The following is a 20,620-nucleotide window of genomic DNA, read 5'->3' as shown; positions in this document are numbered from 1 at the left end:
GCGCCGGCAGCAAATCCACGGTTTCTTTCCAAACGCCTCAGCGAATCTGGAACGCTTGAGCGGTACGCTCAAACCGCTCATCTAGCGTTTGCGCAAGCGCGTCCCACCAATGGGGCCGCGCAAGTCCGAATCGTTCACTAAAGCGGTCGTTGTTAAGAGCCGAATTGCGCGGCCGCGCCGCACGCGTCGGAAACGCCTCGCTCGGTACGGCTTCGATATGTTTGACGCGTACCCGGCCTGACGGCGCGAGATTGCGTGCATAGTCGATGATCGCGGAAGCATAGCCGTGCCAACTGGTCACGCCTTGCGATGTCAAATGAAAGAGTCCGCTTTGGAAGCGTCCTTCCCGACGCTCGCGCATCGCTTGCGAAATAGCATGAGCGGTCACGTTGGCAAGCATCTTCGCCGAAGTCGGTGCGCCAACCTGGTCGTCGACGATCTTGAGCTCTTCACGCTCCCCGGCGAGCCGAAGCATCGTCAGCATGAAGTTTGCCCCGCGCGTCGCGTAGACCCAGGAGGTCCGGAAGATCAGATGATCGCATTCGGACGCAATGATCGCGAGCTCTCCGTCGCGCTTGGTCGCGCCGTACACGTTCAGCGGCGACGTCACGCAATCTTCCGAGTAAGGATCCGCCGACTTTCCGTCGAATACGTAATCAGTCGAGAAATGAACGAACAATGCACCCGCACGTTTTGCCGCGCGGGCTATCACGTCGACCGATTCGGTATTGACGAGCCGTGCGATTACGCAATCGTCTTCCGCCCTATCGACCGCCGTATAGGCCGCGGCGTTGACAACAACGTCCGGACGGTAAAACCTCATCAAGCCGTCAAGCAGCACCGGCTTGCTGAGATCCGCAAGCTCCCGGTCCCAATGAATCACCTCGCCGAGCGGCGAAAGCGAGCGTGCGAGCTCCCAGCCGAGTTGCCCGCGCACGCCTGTGACCGCGATTCTCATCAGTAAACCTCAGCCTCGTTGAAGCGGCTACCGGCGGCGTCTTTCGATGAAACGAACGGAACACCATTCAGTTCCCATTCGACGGCGATGTCCGGATCGTCCCAACGCAACGTACGTTCGTGTTCCGGGTGCCAGAATGCAGTGGCTTTATAAAGGAACTCAGCGACATCCGACAGTACGACAAAGCCGTGCGCAAATCCCGGCGGAATCCATAGCTGCCGCCTGTTCGACGCGGACAACCGCACGCCAACCCATCGCCCGAACGTGGACGACCAGCGCCGCAGATCGACCGCGACATCGAACACTTCACCCACGACAACCCGAACCAGCTTGCCTTGCGGATGCTGGATCTGGTAATGCAGGCCTCGCAGAACCCCTTGCGCCGAAATCGAATGATTGTCTTGCACGAACGTATAGCCGCGCGCCACTTTTTCTTCGAACTCGGCCTGATTGAATGTCTCGAGGAATGCACCGCGTGAGTCTCCAAACACGTGTGGCTCGATGAGCTTCACGTCGGGAATCGCGGTATGTCGAACTTGAATGGTCATGAGTGGATGGTCGAAATGAGAGACGACAGATATCGGCCGTAGTCAGTCTTTTGCAAAGGTGCAGCAAGGCGGCCCAGCTGCTCGGCGTCGATCCAGCCGCGCCGGAATGCGACTTCCTCGGGGCTTGCAACAAGCAAGCCCTGCCTCTGTTGTAGCGTCGCGATAAATGTCGCCGCATTGATCAGCGATTCGTGCGTGCCCGTATCGAACCAGGCAAAGCCTCTACCCAGCGTCTCCAGATGAAGTGCTTCGCGCTCCAGGTAGTGCCGATTCACATCCGTGATTTCCAACTCACCGCGTGCGGATGGCTCGATGTTCGCAGCAATATCGCAGACGTCGCCGTCATAGAAATAAAGGCCTGTAACGGCGAAATTCGAGCGCGGCTTCACGGGCTTTTCCTCGATCGTCAGCACCTTACCCCGCGTGTCGGTCTCCACCACGCCGTAACGTTGCGGGTCGTGCACGTGATACCCGAAAACGGTCGCGCCTTTGGTTCTTGAATGCGCATTGCCAAGATGCGTACCCAGGTCCGCGCCGTAGAAAATGTTGTCGCCCAGAATCAGCGCCGACGGCTTCCCATCGACGAATTCCCGGCCAAGTATGAACGCTTGAGCCAGCCCATCCGGTGACGGCTGCACCGCATACGTGATCTGCATACCCCATTGGCTGCCGTCGCCGAACATCGTCGCGAAGCGCGGTGTGTCATCCGGCGTCGAGATCAGCAGGACCTCGCGGATGCCCGACATCATCAGCGTGGACAGCGGATAGTAAATCATCGGCTTGTCGTAGATCGGCAGCATCTGCTTGGAAATAACGCGCGTGATCGGGTATAGCCGCGTACCAGACCCGCCGGCGAGAATAATGCCTTTACGGCTCGAGTCCATCGTTTACGCCCTCTCTAGTTCGCTTTCGGGTTTCCAGCGCCGATACGCGCCAGAGCGGATTTCTTCGAGCCATGCGCCGTTTTCAACGTACCACTGCACCGTCATCGCCAAGCCGCTCGCAAACGTCTCGCGCGGCACCCAGCCGAGCTCGCTACGCAGCTTCGTTGCATTGATCGCATAGCGCCGGTCGTGTCCCTTTCGATCCGAGACGAAAGTAATCTGGTCGCGATAACTACCGCTCCCGCGCGGCTTGATCGCATCGAGCAGATCGCAAATGAAATGAACGACCTCGACGTTGGTTTTCTCGTTATCGCCACCAATGTTATATGTCTCCCCCGGCACCCCACGGGCGAGAACCGTACGGATCGCCTCACAATGGTCGCGTACATACAGCCAGTCACGCACATTGCCACCATCGCCGTAGACCGGTAGTGCGTCGCCGCTCAATGCCCGTTGAATCATCAAAGGAATCAGCTTCTCCGGGAACTGGAAAGGCCCATAGTTGTTAGAACAGTTCGTGGTCAGCGTAGGCAATCCATAGGTGTGATGGTATGCGCGGACGATATGATCCGAACTGGCTTTAGATGCTGCATAGGGGCTGTTTGGCGCGTACGGTGTCGTCTCCGTAAATGCGGCATCGATGGCCGATAGCGATCCGTATACTTCGTCCGTTGACACATGCAGGAAGCGAAACGAATCACGTTCCACGCCGCTTAGTCGCTCCCAATACAGCCGCGCAACATCGAGCAGTTCACCGGTGCCCGTCACATTTGCATCGATAAACTCGCGTGGACGGTCGATCGAGCGATCCACGTGACTCTCCGCTGCAAAGTGCACCAGGGCACGCGGCCGATGTTGTTCAAAGATAGCGCTCATGGCTGCGCGATCGCCGATATCTCGGCATACGAACACATGACGAGGATCGTCGTGCAGCTCTCGCAGCGTGCCGTAATTACCGGCATATGTCAGTTTGTCGATATTGAGTATCGGCTCATCGTGGCAGGCAAGCCAGTCGATGACAAAATTTGCGCCGATAAAGCCGGCGCCTCCCGTTACGAAGATCATTTGAAGTTCTCTTGGATGACGGCTCTTACACTTTGCATCGTAAAGGGACGACTATTTTCCTATCGGCCATATAGTTGGCGCATTCAGACATTCGCCGGCCTCCTGCTTAAACCTCACCAATTCATTCAAAGCGATCTTGCGACTCCTCGAATCTATTTCCCCGGCGATTGGCATCGCGAAATTCGCTCGGCGTGAGCGAGAGGCGACGTCTGAATATTTTTGCAAGTCGCTCGCCACTGCCCATTCCGCAACGTCGCGCGATCGTATCGATCGGCAATCTGGTCCGCTTGAGTAAGCTGCACACGACACCCAATCGAATCTCGAGCAAATACTCTGACGGTGTCATTGACGTCTCCGCCCTGAAACGACGAAAAAACGTTCGTTCACTCATATTCGCGACCTCAGCCGCATGCGCAATTGAGATCGGGTGCATGTAGTTCTCTCGTAGCCAGTTCGCCCCCGCTCTAATCGGCGTCGTCCATTCCGCCGATGACGTGTCAACGGTTTGCGCGTCACCACTATTAGCCGACGTCCACAGACTCGCGTCTTTTCTCACAGCACTGCGCGACGAGGTGAGATAAACCAGAATCTGCGACTCGATCTGTTTTCGCGCATGCGCGTTGGCCAACGCCAACGCCGCGACAAACGAAACCCCTGCTTCCGTCATGGACGGCGCCAGTCTCGAGCGTGCCCGGGCACCACCCAATCGTCGCCCGCGTTGTGCAGCACTCGTTGGCGCCATCACGAATCGATACAACGAGCTATCGCTATCCCACACGACGACATCGGCACGCGCCACCAAGGCCGACACGAAACGCAACACGTCCGGGTCGTCGACCGCATCCAACCCGCACTGCGCACCGACCACAAACACCCCGTCAAATTTCTCCGATAAACGAGGTTCGATCGGATCCGTCCAGATCCGGATCGACAGCGAGTCAGCAACGTAGCCGCCTTCAATCGACAGTAACGACACTTTGAATATCAGGCCAAGTGGCGGCACGCCCTCCTGCACGGCGTCGTCGGCGTGAGTACCGCTAAAGATGTCCGCAAGCGCATCGACCTCCTTGATGGAGAACCCCGCGAATACGACTATCGCAATCTTTACTTCCGATTCCATGGAAGGTGCCGCGACGTTATCGGAGAATGCGCCTTTAGCTCTTGTGCGGTTTGTGTACGGGTGCATGTTCCTGTTTCCGCGACCAGCGCTGGCTTTGTCACATATCTTGACTGCCAATATTACTTACGGCGTGCTGTCGACAACGATCGCTGGCTCCCGGTGCCATGGATTTGTCCGAAATAACGCCAGCCTTGTGCCAACCGCGCCGAGCATGCACATTTACTTCTTGAAAACACCGACAATGTGATGGTGTTCGAGTACCAGTAGCGACGTAATCCGTCGTTCATCGAGCAATGCCAACGCGTCCTGCACGCGAGTCGCGGGTGACACCATCGTGGGTTCTCTGGACATGAAGTCTTGCGCGCATTTCTCGAATGCATGAGGACCGTGGACCTCGATCAAACGGCGAACGTCACCGTCGGTAATCAGGCCCCAGCCCGTTTCGTCCCGAATGATCGCAATCCCAAGACTGCCGCGCGTCATCTCGCTGACGATTTCCATGACCTTCGCATCGGGCCCGACGAACGGAAGCTTGTCGCGGACCATCTCATCGCCCACTGTGCTCAGCAGTCGCCGCCCAAGCGATCCTCCAGGATGAAAACGGGCAAAGCCCTCAGGCTTGAAATCGCGTGCCTCCATCAACGTCACGGCGAGCGCATCGCCCATTGCCAGCGTCGCAGTCGTCGAAGCGGTCGGCGCCAGTTGAAGTGGACACGCCTCTTTCTCGACACCGATATCCAGATGACAATGCGCCGCGCGGGCAAGCGTCGACTCACGATTACCCGTCATTGCGATCACGAAGTTGTGATTGTTTCGCAGAAATGGGAGCAGTTGCACCACCTCGTGGGTCTCGCCCGAATTTGAAATGGCGAGAAACACGTCGTCGCTGGTGACCATCCCGAGGTCACCGTGATACGCCTCGCCGGGATGCATGAAAAACGCCGGCGTGCCGGTGCTCGCGAAGGTCGCGGCGATCTTCTTACCTATGATTCCCGACTTGCCCATGCCGCATACAATCACACGGCCGCGCGTTTCGAGAATGCGCGCTATCGCTTGGGCATAGTCGTCGTTCAAAGCGAACGCGAGCGCGGCGACGGCGCTGGACTCCAAAGCGAAAACCCGCTTCGCCGACGAGATGTAGTCGTGGGACGTCATGATCTCCCCAATGCGTTCACAAAAAGTATTTCCCTTACTCGCGCGACATCCTCTTTCGTATCGACACCGGGCGGCGGCGGCTCCGGCCACTCAAATACGCGAATCGGCATACCTAGCCAGATCGCGCGCATCTGTTCCAGCCTTTCGAGCTCTTCAAGTTCGCATGAAGGTGTCTCCGTCAGCCGGCAAAGCGCCGAGCATTGATAGGCGTAGATACCGACATGACGCGAGTACGCGGACAACGGCCAGTCGTCCTGCGGAAGATCGCGGCAAAACGGAATCGCGGAACGTGAGAACACGATTGCCTGCCCCTGCGCGCCGACCATCAGTTTGACGACGTTTGGATCGGTCAAATGGGACACTTCGGTCAGAGGCACCGCAACAGTCGCCATGTCGAAAGACTGTGCTTTCGCGCAGAATTGCACGAACGAAGCGAGCAACGCCTGCGGAACGAGCGGCTCGTCGCCTTGCACATTGACGACCAGATCGTTTGGGCTCCAGCCCAATTCACGCGCGACCTGCGCACAGCGATCAGTTCCGGACTGGTGTTCGGGGTCGGTCATCCGGACGGGAATCCGGTACGCCTCCAGACTGCCGATAATCCGTTCGTCGTCGGTGGCCACCACAATGTCTACCGTCTCGGGCAATGCCGCTCGAACGGCTTCATAGACACGTACGATCATCGGTTCGCCCGCCAGATCAATGAGCGGCTTACCGGGCAAGCGAGTCGACCCAAAGCGTGCCGGAATCACTACGTGAATCGAAGCAAGGTCACTGGACGATCGCACTGCGCACCTCCCCGGTCAAAAACGATTGATAGATCTCATCCAGCGTCATCCCGTCGGCCAGCAACACGTTCTCGGCAACTTCGCGGGCGACACCGTGGCCGCCACGCGCGCGCGTGACATGGTCCGCATGACGCAATACAAGCACGTGTGCATCGCCGGGAGCGAACGCACGCCCCACACGCAACATCACCGGCAAATCAATCACGTCGTCACCGACGTAGACGATCTGCTCGTCCTGCAATCCCCGCTCCTGCTTGATCGCCTCGTACACAGACAACTTGTCGCGGCTGCCGGTAACGACCACGTCAAAACCGAGTTCTTTTACGCGACGCATCAGCGGCGCACTCGATCGACCCGACAACACGCCGGTCGCAATCCCGTATTCCCGCAACAGTCCGATCGCCAGGCCGTCGCGTACGCTAAAAGACTTGAGGTACTCGCCGTCGCCATTGAAATGCAGCGAGCCATCTGTCAGTACGCCGTCCACATCGAATAGAACCAGCCGGATTTTTCCCCCGTACTCTCTTGGCCTGCTCATTGAATATCCAGCGCCGGCAAGCTCTTGATCAGATCGTCAAGGTCCTTCATTTGCTGGAGAAACGGCTCGAGCACGGCAAGCGGAAGCGCGCTCGGACCATCACAGCGCGCGCGATCGGGATCTGCATGTGCTTCCAGAAAAAGTCCGCTCAGGCCGACCGCGAGACCGGCACGCGCAAGCTCGACGACCTGGCGGCGCCGGCCACCTGAAGCCGCGCCACCAGGATCGCGGTATTGCAGGCTATGCGTGACGTCAAAGATCGCCGGCGCTCCGTCCGATGCTTCGATCATCTGCCGAAAGCCGAGCATATCAACGACCAGATTGTCGTAGCCGAACGAACTACCGCGCTCGCAGAGAATGACGTTGTCGTTGCCGACTTCACGGCACTTGCCGACAATGTGCGCGACCTGCGAAGGGCTCATGAATTGCGGCTTCTTGATGTTGACCACACGGCCCGTCCTGGCAATAGCCACCACGAGGTCCGTCTGCCGCGCGAGAAATGCCGGCACCTGGAGCACGTCAATGACCTCCGCAAGACGTGCGGCCTGCTCGACCTCGTGTACATCGGTGATGACCGGCACGCCGAACTCACGTTTGACCGCTTCGAAAATCCTCAGACCTTCATCGATACCGACCCCACGGTAAGAGTGAATCGACGAACGATTCGCCTTGTCGAACGAAGCCTTGAAGACGAACGGAATGTCCAACTTCGTCGTTGTGTCGACATAGTGGCGGCAGGCATTCAGTGTGGAGTCGAGATCTTCGAGAACATTGATGCCGCCGAACAATACAAACGGCAGACGGTTCGAGACCGTTACCGCACCTGTGATTTCTACCGCACGATCGTTTGTCTTCATCGCTCACACCTACGCCAGAAAGAGTTAGAACAGTCGACCCTGACCGCTGTACCCGGAATATCCGAGCGCCGTGGTCTTCGGTCTTTAGTCTCATGCACTACACGCGTTGATGTTAGCTGCGCGTCTCGCTTCCGTATTCATAGGCTGCATAGCGATATGAGCCGTATTTGGAGCCATAGCCATACCGTGCATGCGCCAGATTCAGTCCGTTAAAGAGTACGCCATTTGCGTCGACGCCGTTTTGTGCAAGCCGCTTGACCGCCTCTGCGATCTCGCCTGCTTTCGTCACCGCCGCCCGGGCGACGAGGAACACGGTGCCGGCATTCGGCGCGAGAATTCCGGCGTCGGCAGCTGCGAGTGTAGGCGCCGTGTCAATCAACACGATGTCGTACATCTTCGACAGGTCTTCGATATACGACGCCACTCGGTCACCCAACAACAGCTCCGCGGGGTTTCGCGGCAGCGTCCCAGTCGAAACGAAGTCCAGTCGCGAGATTAGATCGCGCCGCACGACCTGATCGAATGTCGAGAGTCCTGACACCAGCTCTGAAAATCCGCTGCCGCGTTCAAGTCCGAATGATTGATGCAAATGGCCCTTGCGCAAGTCACCATCGATCAGCAGCACTTTCTTACCCCCAGCCGCGAGCACCGCCGCGAAATTCACCGACACGAACGACTTGCCGACAGCCGGCGCTGATCCTGTCAGCAGTACAACGTTGTTTCGCGCATTGACCATCGCAAACTGCAACGCAGTTCTTAAGCTGCGTAAGCTTTCGATAGCCGGATCGCTGGGCGAATCGGCTGCGAGGACGTGCGTACCCGCTTTCTTTGCGCTCGACGTCCTGCTTAGCTCCTGTTGACGCTTGCTCAACGGAATCGTCGCGTACACATGCAGCCCCGTGCGACGTTCCAACTCGGTCGGATCGCTAATGCCGCGGAACAGCATGTTGCGTACGAAGGCGAGCACCGCGCCTGCAAACAAGCCGACAACCAGCGATCCGGCCAGGACGATCACCTTTTTCGGCTTGACCGGCTTCTCAGGAACCGCTGCCGTGTCGACAAGCCGCACATTCCCCGTCTTACCCGCCTTGACGAGTTGCAATTGCTGAAAGTTGTTCAGGAGCGACGTGTATAGATCCGTATTGACCTGGACGTCGAGTTGCAACTGAACAATCTGCTGCTGTACGTCGGGCAACTGCTTGATTTTGGAGGATGCCGCGTCGCTGTATTGACGCAACGTCGCGATCTGCGCGTCGATGGTGCGGATCGCCGGATGGTGCCCATTGAAACGTGCCGCCAGCCCTTGGCGTTGCTCCTCGAGCTCAAGCAGCTTGGTCTTTGCATCGACGGACTGCTGCAACACCACCTTCGCTTCTTCAGTCAGATCGACGCTGCCGAGTTTGTTCCGCGCCGCCGTATACCGTTGCTGGGCCTGGTCGAGGCGCTGCTTGATAACCGGCAGTTGCGAGTTCAAAAACTCCAGAGACTGCGCAGCTTCGGCGGATTTTCGCTCGACGTTTTGCCGGATGTACTGCTCGCCAACCGCATTCAACTCGGCCGCCACGCGCACCGGGTCGGTATCGAGCAGACTCGCAATCAATACGCCCGATTGCTTCACCTTCTCCTCAACGTCGAGGTTAGTCTGCAAGTCGGTAATACTCTTCATCCGCGAATGGCGTCGAAGCACGAACTGCGTATCCGGCAGACCTCGAATGGATTTCACCCAGAGAAGGATCTTTCCGCAACACGACGGTACGGACTCGACCCGCCCCACCTGCCCGACAAACGGCTCAGAGAGATCGTCGCCAGTCAACCGGTAGTGTGTGGCGTCGATCACCGTCAGGCGGAATTTGTCGTCCTCGAGCGATACCGGTACGTCGAACTGACCCACATCGATATGCTCGTTTCCCCATGCATAACCACCCATGCCGAACAGGCCTGGCGTGGAAAGCTCCTGGTTGCGACGCGCTATCCAGTTCCCGATCAACGGAAAGTAGCGCGGCTGTGCGTCGATAAACAGTTTGAGATTGTCGACCGCCCGCGTAACGACAAGGCGCGACGCCAGAATCTGGCTTTCGGCAGCGGCCGTCGATTTCACGTCGAATAACGATGAAACATCGCCTAAAAGGCCCTTCTCCGCCGAGCTTTCCGGGCTGTCTTCGACCTGTATGAGGAGATCGGCCTCATAGACCGGATTACTCAGAAACGCGTAGAGCGTGCCGGCCACGACGAAGAAGGCCACGACAATGCCAATCAGCCAACGGCTTTCGATCAGCACGTCGAGGATCGTCACGAAATCCAGTTCTTCTTCGCTATCGGGTGCCCCCGTGGGAGGCAATTTAGTTTGCGTCATCAAATAGGTGCCAAGGTAGCGAGGGGACGAATGTCCGTTCGGTTAAGCCACAATTTTGAGTCGCTCGACCCAGTCTTCGATCGCGCGGTCAATCAAGGTGAGGCACGCCTGGAAATCTGAACGCTCGCCTCCGTAAGGGTCGAAAATATCCTGATCAATGAACTCGCCCAACCGAAATACTTTTCCACGCGTGGTCGGATAACGATCGACCACGCTCTGTTTTTGTTTTGCGTCCATCACGAAAATAACGTCTGACTGCGCGCATAAAGGCGCCGATAGTGGCCGTGCACGGTGATCGTCGATCATGATGTCGCGCTCGCGCATCAACTCGCGCGCGATCGCATCCGCAGGGTGGCCGATGAGCGCGCCCAGCCCTGCGGACTCCACCCGAACATTGCGCAGCCGTGTGCGCAAAAGCCCCACCGCCATCGGGCTTCGGCAGATGTTGCCGATACAGACCACGAGAACCGATTGGACCATGTTCAGTTACCCGATGCAGTTCGTTGCAGGTAATACGCTCCCGTCGCACTGCCCACCAGCGGTGTCACGACGCGGTACCACCTGATCACGCCTGGCGCGTCCACATACACGACGTCGTCCGGCTTCATTTCAAAACCTGCGGCAAGCACCATTCCGGTCGGCGATTTGCTGTCGAGGTGAAATATCTTCGGCAATCCATCGTCCGATTTCGCCCGCACCACATAGATTTCACTCGCGTCGCCGCTCAACTGACTGACACCGCCCGCATCGCCAAGCGCGTCGCTTAGCGTCAGGTGACCATTCGTCTTGAACACCACGGGCCCCGGCTTCACGACTTCGCCGGAGACCACGACCCGATGTTCCATCAAAGGCGGAACCCGGATCGCGTCCTGGTCACGGATCGCAATGTCCTTCGGATTGAGCCCACGCTTCAGCATCTCAGGAAGGTTGATCCAATGCGTGATGCCGCCGCGGGTCAGTTCGATTCTGCTCAGATCGCCCGTTGCCGCAACGCCATTTGCCAGGTTCAGCATTTCGGCGAGTGTCATCGGGACATCGGTGATCTGCTTTACACCCGGTTGGCGCACTTCGCCATCGATATAGGCTTTCTGACTGCGATACCCGACGACGCGCACCGTTACTTGCGGGTCGTTGAGGTTCTGCCTCAGGTGATCAATCAACTCTTGCTGCAGTTGCAGCTCGGTGAGTCCACTGGCCTTGATCTTCTTGACATAGGGAAACTGGACATATCCGTCCTTGCTAACGACAAAGCCAGGCAAGCTCTGCGCCGCCATGCCGACTGTAGCCGGAGAAGCGCCCGAGTCTGTACCGATCGCGTAACTCAGGTTAGGCATCACCAGTTCAGGGTGATCCCAAACGATGATCGACAGCACGTCCTGCGGCCCAATCCGGTAGACCGTGGGTGGCGCGATCAAGGATGCATAGCTGGTGTCGGCCGCCATGGCGGCCTTGCGTACTGAAGATTCCTGCTCGATCAGCTTGAACGTAATCGGAGTAATCACCGGCACCGATGAAGGATCCTCAGGATCGATTGGCTTATGTGGATCGAAACTCATCCCAGGCGCAAATGCGCAAGCACCAAGCGCAAACACCGAACACATGGACAAGCGTTGAATAAGTAATGCAAAGCGATTTCTCATTGGCAGTGTGCTAAGGCGGTGTGGATCTGCAGACTTCAAAATGACTGAATGAAAGAGCGGCGAACAATGGCCTGTTCGAACGCCCTTGAATGTCAGTCGCGCTTTACGGCTGTGAGACCGCATCGCACAGTCCGCCGTCGCTCTCTTGACGGCTTGTCTTACCGGGATCGGATATTACCGATGCTGCGTCGCGGCGAATCGCATTGACCGAAAACGGCATGCATTTGGCGAAATACGGAAAGTCCTGGGCGCCGCCCGCCGGCTTCGACGCCAGACCCGATGACTTCGCGCCCCATATGGCCGAATCGGACATCAAGTCCCCACGCCGCTTCCGGCCGTTCTCAAAGCACCTTGCATGCGAGCGTTGAGTCGATTCGGACGATTCATTGCCGTTTTCCGTCATCGGAATTTTCACCGCCAACCTCGTGGTTATGATGCAACGCAAAACCGGTTAGCGCCCGCAAACAAATCGCTAGGGGAATGCAAATGCAATCAGTCAAACCGCTTGGGTTTCATCCCGGCACACGCGCACCTGCCTTTCTTTTCGCCTTGCTGGATGCGTGTCTTGTATTGGCGGGCGCAGCAATCGCATATGTATTCCGTTTCGACGATTTCACTGCGTGGAGCGATCCCACGCTGCTTCTCGTGGCCTTCAACACGGCGATGACCGTTTTGCTATTTCCCACGCTCGGGATCTATCAATCGTGGCGCGGACGGAGTCCGCTGGAAATGGTGACACTCGTCACGATCGGATGGGTGGCCGTCTTCGTCCTGGGCCTCGTACTGGTCTTTACGACACATCAGGGCCACACTCTGTCGCGACTCTGGTGCGGGACGTGGCTCGTCACCACGCTTGCACTCCTTGTCGCCTTGCGGCTCGCAGAACATCAATTGTCGAAACAGCTATGGAGGCGCGGCATCAATGTGCAACCGGTCGCGATCGTCGGTGCAAATCCGCTCAGCCTTACGCTAATCGATCGCTTGCGTAAGAACGCTCAGTCTGGCTTCTATCCCGAGTGTGTATTCGATGAAGACCCCCTTGCCTCAACGTACGCTAGTGGACTTCCGGTTGTTGCTTCTCTCGACGGACTTGCCAATGCGGTTCGCACCCGAGGCATAAAAGAAATCTGGCTCGTTCTGCCATTGCGGGAAGAAGCCCGTGTTCACGCTGTATTGAACGCATTCCGCCATGATTTCGTGAACGTCCGCTTCATTCCGAACGTGCGTGACATCTCGCTTTTCAATCACTCGGTCTCAGAGGTCGTCGGACTATCCACGATCAATCTATTGGCATCGCCGTCCGCGGATCCACGTTTTGTATCCAAGCAGATTTTCGATCGCATGTTTGCGGCACTCGCATTACTCGGTTTATTGCCGCTGATGCTTGTCATCGGAATTCTTGTGAAGTTGTCGTCGCCAGGACCGGTTTTCTTCCGCCAATGGCGCAAGGGCGCGAACGGCAACGAATTTCAGATCTACAAGTTCCGGACGATGGTGGTCCATGCGGAAGATGCCGGCCAGTTGACTCAGGCCAAACGGCGCGATCCCCGTGTGACGCCGGTAGGTGCGCTGCTACGCAAGACCAGTCTTGATGAGTTGCCGCAGTTCATCAATGTCCTCAGAGGCGAGATGTCCGTGGTCGGTCCGCGCCCGCACGCGTTGCAACACGATGAGCTCTACAAGGACCTCGTACACGGTTACATGTTCCGCTACAGGATCAAACCTGGCATTACGGGCTGGGCGCAAATCAACGGCTATCGCGGCGAAACCGACAAGATCGAGAAGATGCAAGGACGAATCGCCTTCGATCTCTACTACATCGAGAACTGGACTTTCGGTCTTGATCTCAAGATCGTTCTGAAAACCTTCATCCATGGTTTCGGTGGTGCCCACGCGTACTGACATGCTCGCGTTTCTCACGTTCTACACGCGCATTCTGTAGCGGTTAGTAACCCAATTTTGTATCTCGCGTCCAGGATAGGCGCTGCGATTCACACCGAAAGCAGCCGCCTTTGACCTTTATCTCAATCTTCGAGCTCGCATGAATATCCTCATCACCGGTGGTGCCGGCTTTATCGGCAGTGCACTCGCGCGTACCCTCAACCGCCTCGGCGATACTGTCACCGTACTGGACAACCTGTCTCCGCAGATTCACGGGACTAATCCCGATGAATCACCCTTGTTCAAGTCGTTGCCTGAATCCGTGCGGTTCATCAACGGTGATGTACGTCGCCGTGAAGACTGGCGCGCCGCACTGGAAGGCCAGGAAGCCGTCATTCACCTGGCTGCGGAAACGGGTACCGGTCAATCCATGTACCAGATCGACCACTATGTCGAGACCAACATCCGTGGCACGTCGTTGATGCTCGATTTACTCGCCGAAGCGCGCGACGCGGGTCATGGCACCGTGCAACGGGTAATCGTCGCATCGTCCCGCTCGATCTACGGCGAAGGCAAATACCGCGGCCACGCCGGCTACGTGTATCCAGGCGCGCGGAAAGCCTCGGATATGCGTCTCGGACTGTATGATTGTCTTTGCCCCGAAACCGGCGAACGCCTCGAACTGGTCCCGACCGACGAGACCTCCAAGACCCATCCAAGCTCTGTCTATGGCGTCACGAAGCTGTTCCAGGAGCAACTGGTTCTGACCGTCTGCGAGACGCTCGGTATCGGCGCGATCGCACTCCGCTTTCAGAACGTATACGGACCAGGCCAGTCGCTGCGTAATCCGTACACCGGCATTCTATCGATCTTCTCCACGTTGCTGCTTCAGGGAAAAGACGTCAATATTTTCGAAGACGGTCTCGAAAGTCGCGACTTCGTCTATATCGATGACATCGTCGAATCCATTGTGCTCGCGCTCGATGCAACCAATACAGCGGGTGTCGCTTACAACGTCGGATCCGGTAAGGCGACGAGCGTGCTTCAGGTCGCGCAAACGCTGAAGCGCTTCTATGGCGCAACCGGCGCGCTCAATATCACGGGCAATTTCCGTCTTGGCGACATCCGCCATAACTATGCGGACCTGAAGAAGATTCGTAAAGAGCTCAATTTCGAGCCGAAGGTGTCGTTTGCAGAAGGTGCGATGCATTTCTGCAAGTGGGTCGAAGAACAAACCATCTCTGACGCCGGCTATGACCAATCGGTCGCCGAGATGCGCAGTCGCGGGTTGTTGAACTAAGCGCGCACTCTCACTCTTCAAGGAACCTCGCGATGAAAATTGGCATTGTGACCGTCCTTTTTAAGTCGAACCCTGTGATTGCAGGGTTTATTGCGAGCATGAACGCTCAGCGATTCACGGATTTTCATGTCCTGTGTATCGAGAACGACGTCGACAACCAGGGCTGCGAAGCCGCAATTCGTGCAGATCTGAAGGTCCCGTACACGTTCGTTCGCAACAAATCGAACGTGGGTGTCGCCGCGGCGAACAATCAGGGACTGGACTTTTTCCTTCCGGATGAAAGCTTCACGCATGTCCTCTTTCTGAATAACGACATCGAAGTCAACGCCGATTTCCTCCAGAAGCAAGTCGACATTCTGATTGCCAATCCGCGCGTTGACGCCCTTGCGCCAAAGAGTTTTTACTACGACACACCCGGTAAGCCATGGTACGCCGGCGGCAAATTGAGCTACCTGAAGGGCGGCTGTCGTCATTTCGGCCATAACAAACCTGATCGACTGACCAAGAATCTCCTGTATCCGGTCGACTATGCGCCAACTTGCTCGCTGATCGTCAAATCGCGGCCGTTAAAGGAGTCCGGAATCCGGATGTGGGAAGAGCTATTCGTCTACTACGACGACACGATCTTCTGCCTTGAATTGAAAAGGGCCGGGATCAAGATGTATTACACGCCAACCATTCATCTTCAGCACAAGATCAGCTCTTCGACGGGTGGCAGCCGCTCAGACTTCTCGCGTTATTACCTTACGCGCAACTGGCTTTACTGCGGACTGAAAACGCACAATCTAGCGGTCGCCGCTTCGGCGATCGTGTTGACCGTTTTTCATGCGGTGGCGCGTCACAAGATCGAACTTCGCGCATTGCGTGACGCGTTTCTGATGAAGCGGACTGTCGCATAACCACGTTCGACATCGTATCCGGCCGGCGCCTGGCTCGCTCACTACACTATGAAAACTAAAGTTGTCACGCTGGTTTATTACCATCCGATGGCGCGCTTCTTCTGTGCAATAGAGGATGCATGGAAGCAGTTGGACCCCAACGTGGAATTTCTTCATCTAGCCGTATTTCCGAGTGCATGGGCGTACTTCCGTCTGCACGGGCGTGCTACCAAGGCGCTGTCGTGGAAAGCATTCCTGACGATGTCCAAGGACCGTTCGACCGACCCGGACGTGGTATCGGCTCTGACCCGGTTCCACTCCTCCGATCCGGGTATGACCGATCCGCAACGCGATGCGCTTAACCGTCAGGCGCGGACGATGCTCGAAGTAAGCCGATCGGTTATCGAGCAGTTCGATCCGGACGTGGCCATCCTCAGTGGCGATACACGCTTGCCCGCCGAAGTGTTGATGCGCACACTGGCCGATTCGCGCGCAACGACGTGGTTTTTCGAGCAGGGACCGTATCGCACGACGCTACTGGATCGCGAGGGTGTCAACGCGAATTGTTCGTTCCGTACGGCTCTTGCCGATCTTCCTGCGACGGGTCCTGAGTTGGTCGTACCGAACCAGCGTCCGAGATGGAACAATCGTCTCTACTCAATGGTCGACAAGTTTATCGTTGCGCAGTCGCGGCTTACCGGATTGCTGCCGCCCGATCTCCGTCCGTATCGGCTCGAGAAGTGCCCGTCGTCGCGTTACAAGGCATTGGTGCGCCAATCGGACGCGGTGTCCGACCGGCGAAAGACGCTCCTTCTTGCAATGCAGGTGCCCGAAGACGCGAACAACATCTATCACAATCCACTTCAGCTGAGCGACGCCGGACTGATCGAGTTCGTGATGTCGGGTATCCCCAAGGGCTGGAAAGTCGTTGTCCGCGAACATCCGCTGTACCGGCGCAAATACAGCGCAGCATTCTATGCGCTGTTGGAGCGTCTGGAAGGCATCGAACTCAGCGGTCGGTCGCTATCCGAGGATATTGGCCGGACATGCATAACGGTCACGGTCAACTCTATGACGGGACTTGATGCTTTCGCGGCCGGCCACAGGGTCATCGTGCTCGGCGAATCGTTTTACGATCATCTTAGCGGAATCCTGCCGGCCCGGACGCCAGCCGAACTCGGACATTTGGTCGAACACCCATCCGACAGGTCAAAGCCCGCGCCAAACATGTTACTTGGCGCGTTGGTCGACCGGTACTTCTTCCCCGGACACTTCACTGACGTCGATCTCGGCTATACGCGCGGTATTGCGGCGCGCGTAATCGAGTCGCTCCGCGTCGAAGCTCGATAAACAGATATGACGCCAGCTGGACTTCCGCGGTCACCGACCATCGTCAGACGTATTGCGTCGAGTTTCATCTTCAGGCTCTCGGGCGCGGTAACGAATTTCTCGTTCGTCATCTTTCTCGGCCGTTACCTCGGCGCGTCGCAGACGGGGCTCTACATGATCGGCATGGGGTTTCTGTCGGTGCTGTCGACATTCTGCCGTCTCGGTCTCGAACAGATCGTCATTCGCGACGGCGGTCCGATGGTACGCGATCGTCAATGGGTGCAGCTACGCCGCTTGTACCGTCAAACCATGTTGCTCGCCGCGGTTGCGAGTCTTGCCCTCACGCTTACGGTCATTCTTCTATCCAGACCCTTGGCGATCTACGTCTTTCACAAGCAGGAACTCGCGCCCGTACTAGTGTGGTTCGCAGTGGCGTTGCTACCTACGTCGATCGCCATGATGCACGTACCGTTTCTGCAAATCATCGGAAAGCCAGAGAGAAGCATTGCCGTTTTCAGCGTTTGGGTACCGCTCCTCTCGTTCCTTTCACTGTTCTGCGTGCCGCCGTCGAGCGCGGTGACGGCGGCATATATCTTCGTCGGCGCATCGGTCGTCAACCTCGCTATTGCGCATGTTCCCTTCAGTACGTTCATGCGTAATGCCGCGGGCCGCTCCGGCTCAACCGGCCCAGTATGGAATATCCGCTTGCTTCGACCAGCACTACCGCTGCTGATCGGTAACACCTGCCAGATGGCGCTGCTATGGATCGCCGTCTTTGCAGTGGGAATCCACTCGTCCCCCTCGGACGTAGGCGGGTATTCGGTCGCCCAGCGCGTTGCACTGACGCTATCGGGGTTTCTGGTTCCGCCTATCGACGCGCTAGTCGGTCCCAAACTCTCCATGATGCGCGGTACTTCCAGCAAGCGCGATATCGAGTGGATCGTTCAACGAGTGTCGGCCGCGCTGCTGATCCTCGTGTCGGGTCTCTTCGTCATATTGGCCATATCGGGTCATCAACTGTTGCGATTGTTCGGCAATGACTTTGGGGCAGGTTACGGCCCACTCCTGTTCCTAAGCGCGGGGCAGTTGGCCGTGGTCGCAAGCGGTTCGATACGTCCCTTACTGGTGGTTCATGGACTCGAGAGAGTCATCCGCAATGCGATGGTAATCGCGACCCTGGCGTGCATAGCCCTTGCCGCGATTCTCGTGCCAGCGCTTGGCGGTACTGGCGCGGCACTCGCTACCGCTCTTGCACTGGCAGGCGAAAAGCTCGCGGAGGGATTCGTGGCCTGGAAGGTTCTCGGCATCTGCGTCTATCCGTCGCTGTCGTTCTACCGGCGTGAGATCACCACCCTCCTGAAGCCCCACGCCAAACGCACACAAACGGAATAGCCACGTGAATATAGGCATCTTCTTCAAGATCCGCAATCGTCTCAGGACGTCACTTCAGAGCCTGGCGTATCCACTTTTCTTCGCGCGCTTCGGGGCACGTTCCCGCATTCTCAGGCCAATCCGGATCGACGGATCGGACAACATCATGATTGGCGCCGACGTCTTCATCAACAACTTCGCATGGATCGAGACGATTCACGCATTCTCCGTGCAACCCAGGCTTGATATCCGGGACCGCGCTTACATCGGTAACAGCGCACATATTATTACGACCCACTCGATCGAGATCGGATGCGACGTACTGATCGCCGATCGCGTCTATATCGCCGACTATATGCACGGATATGAGGACATCCACAGACCGGTCAAGGCGCAAGACCTGATTCAGCGTCAGCCAGTCAGCATCGGCGACGGCTCGTGGATTGGCGAGAACGTCGTGATACTCGGAGCAAAAATTGGCCGCAACTGCGTGATCGGCGCTAACGCCGTAGTTTCCAGCGATATCCCCGACTTCTGCGTCGCCGTCGGCGCACCTGCCCGCGTGGTTCGACACTGGGATCAGGATCGTAGGCAGTGGGTAAAGGGTGCGCCTTCCGCGCGTAATCCCCGTCAAGCCAGCGTCACAACCGAAATCAATCATGCTTAATGTCCTCTTCCGACGCGATATCCGCGCCTCGCTGCTGCTGACCGCGATCCTGCTCGTCAGTGGCGGTTGGATAGTCGTAGTTCGCGTTGGCAATTCCGCAATGATCGCCGCAATCGCGGTCGTTCTGTTCTGCAGCTTTCTGGTATCGGTGCGCTTTCCTCGAGCAATCCGTGGGAGCTACGGAATCCTGGTTATCGCGATTTTTGTCGCCAGCTACGCGCAGGACTTTCAGATCGACGACAAGGAGCTCTTTGTCATTTTGAAAGCGCTAATTGCGGGCGTCTCATGCATCTATTTCAAGCGAACACGCCGCGACTTTCGCGAGCTTTTTGTCGACGTGATGTACTACATGGCAATCGTCTCGCTAGTCCTCTACCCGCTCGCCTACGTCGCACCCGGCATCGCACGCCATATCGATGACGAATACAGCACCGTCTTCGGCCTTCTCTATGTCCGTTCGACCGATCTGCAGCGCTTCAATCACTACCGTAATCAGGGCATCTTCTGGGAAGCCGGTGTGTACGGCGTAATGCTGACGATGGCTTTCGCATACAACTTCCTGAAGTACAAAAAGCGACCCAACTGGGTATTTCTTCTGGCGGCTCTCTCGACTCAATCCATGGGCGCCTTATCGGTCTTGATGCCATTCGCCGCCTATTGCTACATGCATCAGCGCCAGCCAAGACTCGCGAATCTCGCGGCGATCATGTTGGGTGTGGTGGTGGCACTCGTACTGGCTGCCCCCGGCGCGATCGACGACGCATTCTCGACCCTGTTCGGCCGTTCGCTACAAGGCGACTCGAGTATCACCGTTCGAATCAACGACATGACACTCGGTGCGCGCGCCGCCGCAGACAGCCTGCTGCTCGGCCGTCCAAGCGGTGATATGGACGCCTATAACGCCCTCGCTCTGGACGAGTATGGGTACATCAAGGAAAACGACGCCGGCATATCGAATTCGATTACCAGCATGATCTACAAATACGGCGTACCCGTCACGGTCATCTATTGCTGGGTTCTTTGGCTCCGGGTGCGTAGAGATTTCGGAGGCATGGCGCCACTTGTTTTTGCCGTTTTTGCAGGCTTGCTGATGATCGAACCACTCGGATTGTCGATCTTCATCTTCATGCTTCTCGCCTACCGGGACTATCCGTCGGTAGCCGGCCGGCAATAGGTCCGACGTGTCTCCCGAGCGCCATTTTCAATGCGTTTCTAGCGGGTTACCCGGATCTGCCAAAAGTATGTCGAATTAAGACGCACGACGCACAACCCATAGGTTGCTCAGTAG

19 protein-coding genes are annotated in these 20,620 nt (G+C 57.2%); 7 read left to right on the top strand and 12 right to left on the bottom strand.

Features of this window, described 5'->3' with window-relative positions; translation table 11 throughout:
• Nucleotides 1-37: 37 nt before the first annotated feature.
• The 12 genes from rfbD to PQR42_RS18455 form a co-directional block, all read right to left on the bottom strand.
• Nucleotides 38-958, bottom strand: a complete 921-nt coding sequence (gene rfbD / locus PQR42_RS18510; protein ID WP_408208333.1) for a dTDP-4-dehydrorhamnose reductase — start codon at nucleotides 956-958, stop codon at nucleotides 38-40.
• Complete coding sequence (rfbC, locus tag PQR42_RS18505; protein ID WP_408208330.1) at nucleotides 958-1,506, bottom strand: dTDP-4-dehydrorhamnose 3,5-epimerase; 549 nt, start codon at nucleotides 1,504-1,506, stop codon at nucleotides 958-960. Before rfbC ends, rfbD begins: the two co-directional genes overlap by 1 nt.
• Nucleotides 1,503-2,390, bottom strand: coding sequence for a glucose-1-phosphate thymidylyltransferase RfbA (gene rfbA, locus PQR42_RS18500; protein ID WP_408387149.1), 888 nt, complete (start codon nucleotides 2,388-2,390; stop codon nucleotides 1,503-1,505). Before rfbA ends, rfbC begins: the two co-directional genes overlap by 4 nt.
• 3 nt (nucleotides 2,391-2,393) lie before the next feature.
• On the bottom strand, nucleotides 2,394-3,455 hold the full coding sequence (gene rfbB / locus PQR42_RS18495) for a dTDP-glucose 4,6-dehydratase (RefSeq protein ID WP_408387150.1): 1,062 nt from the start codon (nucleotides 3,453-3,455) through the stop codon (nucleotides 2,394-2,396).
• Nucleotides 3,456-3,576: 121 nt separating this feature from the next.
• Nucleotides 3,577-4,575: a helix-turn-helix domain-containing protein gene (locus PQR42_RS18490; RefSeq protein WP_408387151.1), complete on the bottom strand. Its 999-nt coding sequence runs from the start codon at nucleotides 4,573-4,575 to the stop codon at nucleotides 3,577-3,579.
• A 219-nt stretch (nucleotides 4,576-4,794) separates the two neighbouring features.
• Nucleotides 4,795-5,730, bottom strand: coding sequence for a KpsF/GutQ family sugar-phosphate isomerase (locus tag PQR42_RS18485; RefSeq protein ID WP_408208318.1), 936 nt, complete (start codon nucleotides 5,728-5,730; stop codon nucleotides 4,795-4,797).
• Nucleotides 5,727-6,518 carry a 3-deoxy-manno-octulosonate cytidylyltransferase gene (gene kdsB / locus PQR42_RS18480; protein WP_408208316.1) on the bottom strand — a complete coding sequence of 264 codons (792 nt, stop codon included), beginning with the start codon at nucleotides 6,516-6,518 and terminating at the stop codon, nucleotides 5,727-5,729. The genes PQR42_RS18485 and kdsB overlap by 4 nt, the downstream gene beginning before the upstream one ends.
• Nucleotides 6,502-7,056, bottom strand: a complete 555-nt coding sequence (locus PQR42_RS18475; protein ID WP_408387152.1) for a KdsC family phosphatase — start codon at nucleotides 7,054-7,056, stop codon at nucleotides 6,502-6,504. The genes kdsB and PQR42_RS18475 overlap by 17 nt, the downstream gene beginning before the upstream one ends.
• A complete protein-coding gene (kdsA, locus tag PQR42_RS18470) occupies nucleotides 7,053-7,913 on the bottom strand; it encodes a 3-deoxy-8-phosphooctulonate synthase (RefSeq protein WP_408208310.1) in 861 nt (286 codons plus the stop codon). The genes PQR42_RS18475 and kdsA overlap by 4 nt, the downstream gene beginning before the upstream one ends.
• A 112-nt stretch (nucleotides 7,914-8,025) precedes the next feature.
• On the bottom strand, nucleotides 8,026-10,266 hold the full coding sequence (locus PQR42_RS18465) for a polysaccharide biosynthesis tyrosine autokinase (RefSeq protein WP_408208307.1): 2,241 nt from the start codon (nucleotides 10,264-10,266) through the stop codon (nucleotides 8,026-8,028).
• A 42-nt stretch (nucleotides 10,267-10,308) separates the two neighbouring features.
• Nucleotides 10,309-10,746, bottom strand: a complete 438-nt coding sequence (locus PQR42_RS18460) for a low molecular weight protein-tyrosine-phosphatase (protein ID WP_408208304.1) — start codon at nucleotides 10,744-10,746, stop codon at nucleotides 10,309-10,311.
• A 2-nt stretch (nucleotides 10,747-10,748) separates the two neighbouring features.
• Nucleotides 10,749-11,822: a polysaccharide biosynthesis/export family protein gene (locus PQR42_RS18455; RefSeq protein WP_408208301.1), complete on the bottom strand. Its 1,074-nt coding sequence runs from the start codon at nucleotides 11,820-11,822 to the stop codon at nucleotides 10,749-10,751.
• A 570-nt stretch (nucleotides 11,823-12,392) separates the two neighbouring features.
• Between PQR42_RS18455 and PQR42_RS18450 the strand changes: the two genes are divergently transcribed.
• From PQR42_RS18450 to PQR42_RS18420, 7 genes are all read left to right on the top strand, one after another.
• A complete protein-coding gene (locus PQR42_RS18450) occupies nucleotides 12,393-13,808 on the top strand; it encodes an undecaprenyl-phosphate glucose phosphotransferase (protein ID WP_408208295.1) in 1,416 nt (471 codons plus the stop codon).
• Between the two features lie 139 nt (nucleotides 13,809-13,947).
• The gene (locus tag PQR42_RS18445) at nucleotides 13,948-15,087 is read left to right on the top strand and encodes an NAD-dependent epimerase/dehydratase family protein (RefSeq protein ID WP_408208292.1); all 1,140 of its coding nucleotides are present in this window, start codon (nucleotides 13,948-13,950) and stop codon (nucleotides 15,085-15,087) included.
• A 32-nt stretch (nucleotides 15,088-15,119) separates the two neighbouring features.
• On the top strand, nucleotides 15,120-15,986 hold the full coding sequence (locus PQR42_RS18440; protein WP_408387154.1) for a glycosyltransferase family 2 protein: 867 nt from the start codon (nucleotides 15,120-15,122) through the stop codon (nucleotides 15,984-15,986).
• A 48-nt stretch (nucleotides 15,987-16,034) separates the two neighbouring features.
• Nucleotides 16,035-17,315, top strand: coding sequence for a capsular polysaccharide export protein, LipB/KpsS family (locus PQR42_RS18435; RefSeq protein WP_408387155.1), 1,281 nt, complete (start codon nucleotides 16,035-16,037; stop codon nucleotides 17,313-17,315).
• 6 nt (nucleotides 17,316-17,321) lie between these two features.
• The gene (locus tag PQR42_RS18430; protein WP_408387156.1) at nucleotides 17,322-18,686 is read left to right on the top strand and encodes a lipopolysaccharide biosynthesis protein; all 1,365 of its coding nucleotides are present in this window, start codon (nucleotides 17,322-17,324) and stop codon (nucleotides 18,684-18,686) included.
• 4 nt (nucleotides 18,687-18,690) lie between these two features.
• Nucleotides 18,691-19,332, top strand: coding sequence for an acyltransferase (locus PQR42_RS18425; protein ID WP_408387157.1), 642 nt, complete (start codon nucleotides 18,691-18,693; stop codon nucleotides 19,330-19,332).
• Nucleotides 19,325-20,506 (top strand): hypothetical protein, encoded by a 1,182-nt coding sequence (locus PQR42_RS18420; RefSeq protein WP_408208277.1) that lies wholly within the window; start codon nucleotides 19,325-19,327, stop codon nucleotides 20,504-20,506. Before PQR42_RS18425 ends, PQR42_RS18420 begins: the two co-directional genes overlap by 8 nt.
• The last annotated feature ends 114 nt before the right edge of the window (nucleotides 20,507-20,620 follow it).

The organism is Paraburkholderia sediminicola (assembly GCF_046027355.1).
Lineage (GTDB): Bacteria > Pseudomonadota > Gammaproteobacteria > Burkholderiales > Burkholderiaceae > Paraburkholderia > Paraburkholderia sediminicola_B.
Note: the sequence above shows the minus strand (reverse complement) of the source record. Positions and strands in the feature narration are given on the sequence as shown.

What these genes read in the sequence shown, in the direction of transcription:
- PQR42_RS18435 (WP_408387155.1), top strand. Translation starts at nt 16,035, where the DNA reads ATGAAAACTAAAGTTGTCACGCTGGTTTATTACCATCCGATGGCGCGC.
- rfbC (WP_408208330.1), bottom strand. Translation starts at nt 1,506, where the DNA reads ATGACCATTCAAGTTCGACATACCGCGATTCCCGACGTGAAGCTCATC.
- kdsA (WP_408208310.1), bottom strand. Translation starts at nt 7,913, where the DNA reads ATGAAGACAAACGATCGTGCGGTAGAAATCACAGGTGCGGTAACGGTC.
- PQR42_RS18485 (WP_408208318.1), bottom strand. Translation starts at nt 5,730, where the DNA reads ATGACGTCCCACGACTACATCTCGTCGGCGAAGCGGGTTTTCGCTTTG.
- rfbD (WP_408208333.1), bottom strand. Translation starts at nt 958, where the DNA reads ATGAGAATCGCGGTCACAGGCGTGCGCGGGCAACTCGGCTGGGAGCTC.
- PQR42_RS18460 (WP_408208304.1), bottom strand. Translation starts at nt 10,746, where the DNA reads ATGGTCCAATCGGTTCTCGTGGTCTGTATCGGCAACATCTGCCGAAGC.
- PQR42_RS18450 (WP_408208295.1), top strand. Translation starts at nt 12,393, where the DNA reads ATGCAATCAGTCAAACCGCTTGGGTTTCATCCCGGCACACGCGCACCT.
- rfbB (WP_408387150.1), bottom strand. Translation starts at nt 3,455, where the DNA reads ATGATCTTCGTAACGGGAGGCGCCGGCTTTATCGGCGCAAATTTTGTC.
- rfbA (WP_408387149.1), bottom strand. Translation starts at nt 2,390, where the DNA reads ATGGACTCGAGCCGTAAAGGCATTATTCTCGCCGGCGGGTCTGGTACG.
- PQR42_RS18440 (WP_408387154.1), top strand. Translation starts at nt 15,120, where the DNA reads ATGAAAATTGGCATTGTGACCGTCCTTTTTAAGTCGAACCCTGTGATT.
- PQR42_RS18490 (WP_408387151.1), bottom strand. Translation starts at nt 4,575, where the DNA reads ATGGAATCGGAAGTAAAGATTGCGATAGTCGTATTCGCGGGGTTCTCC.
- PQR42_RS18455 (WP_408208301.1), bottom strand. Translation starts at nt 11,822, where the DNA reads ATGAGTTTCGATCCACATAAGCCAATCGATCCTGAGGATCCTTCATCG.
- PQR42_RS18465 (WP_408208307.1), bottom strand. Translation starts at nt 10,266, where the DNA reads ATGACGCAAACTAAATTGCCTCCCACGGGGGCACCCGATAGCGAAGAA.
- PQR42_RS18420 (WP_408208277.1), top strand. Translation starts at nt 19,325, where the DNA reads ATGCTTAATGTCCTCTTCCGACGCGATATCCGCGCCTCGCTGCTGCTG.
- PQR42_RS18445 (WP_408208292.1), top strand. Translation starts at nt 13,948, where the DNA reads ATGAATATCCTCATCACCGGTGGTGCCGGCTTTATCGGCAGTGCACTC.
- PQR42_RS18475 (WP_408387152.1), bottom strand. Translation starts at nt 7,056, where the DNA reads ATGAGCAGGCCAAGAGAGTACGGGGGAAAAATCCGGCTGGTTCTATTC.
- PQR42_RS18430 (WP_408387156.1), top strand. Translation starts at nt 17,322, where the DNA reads ATGACGCCAGCTGGACTTCCGCGGTCACCGACCATCGTCAGACGTATT.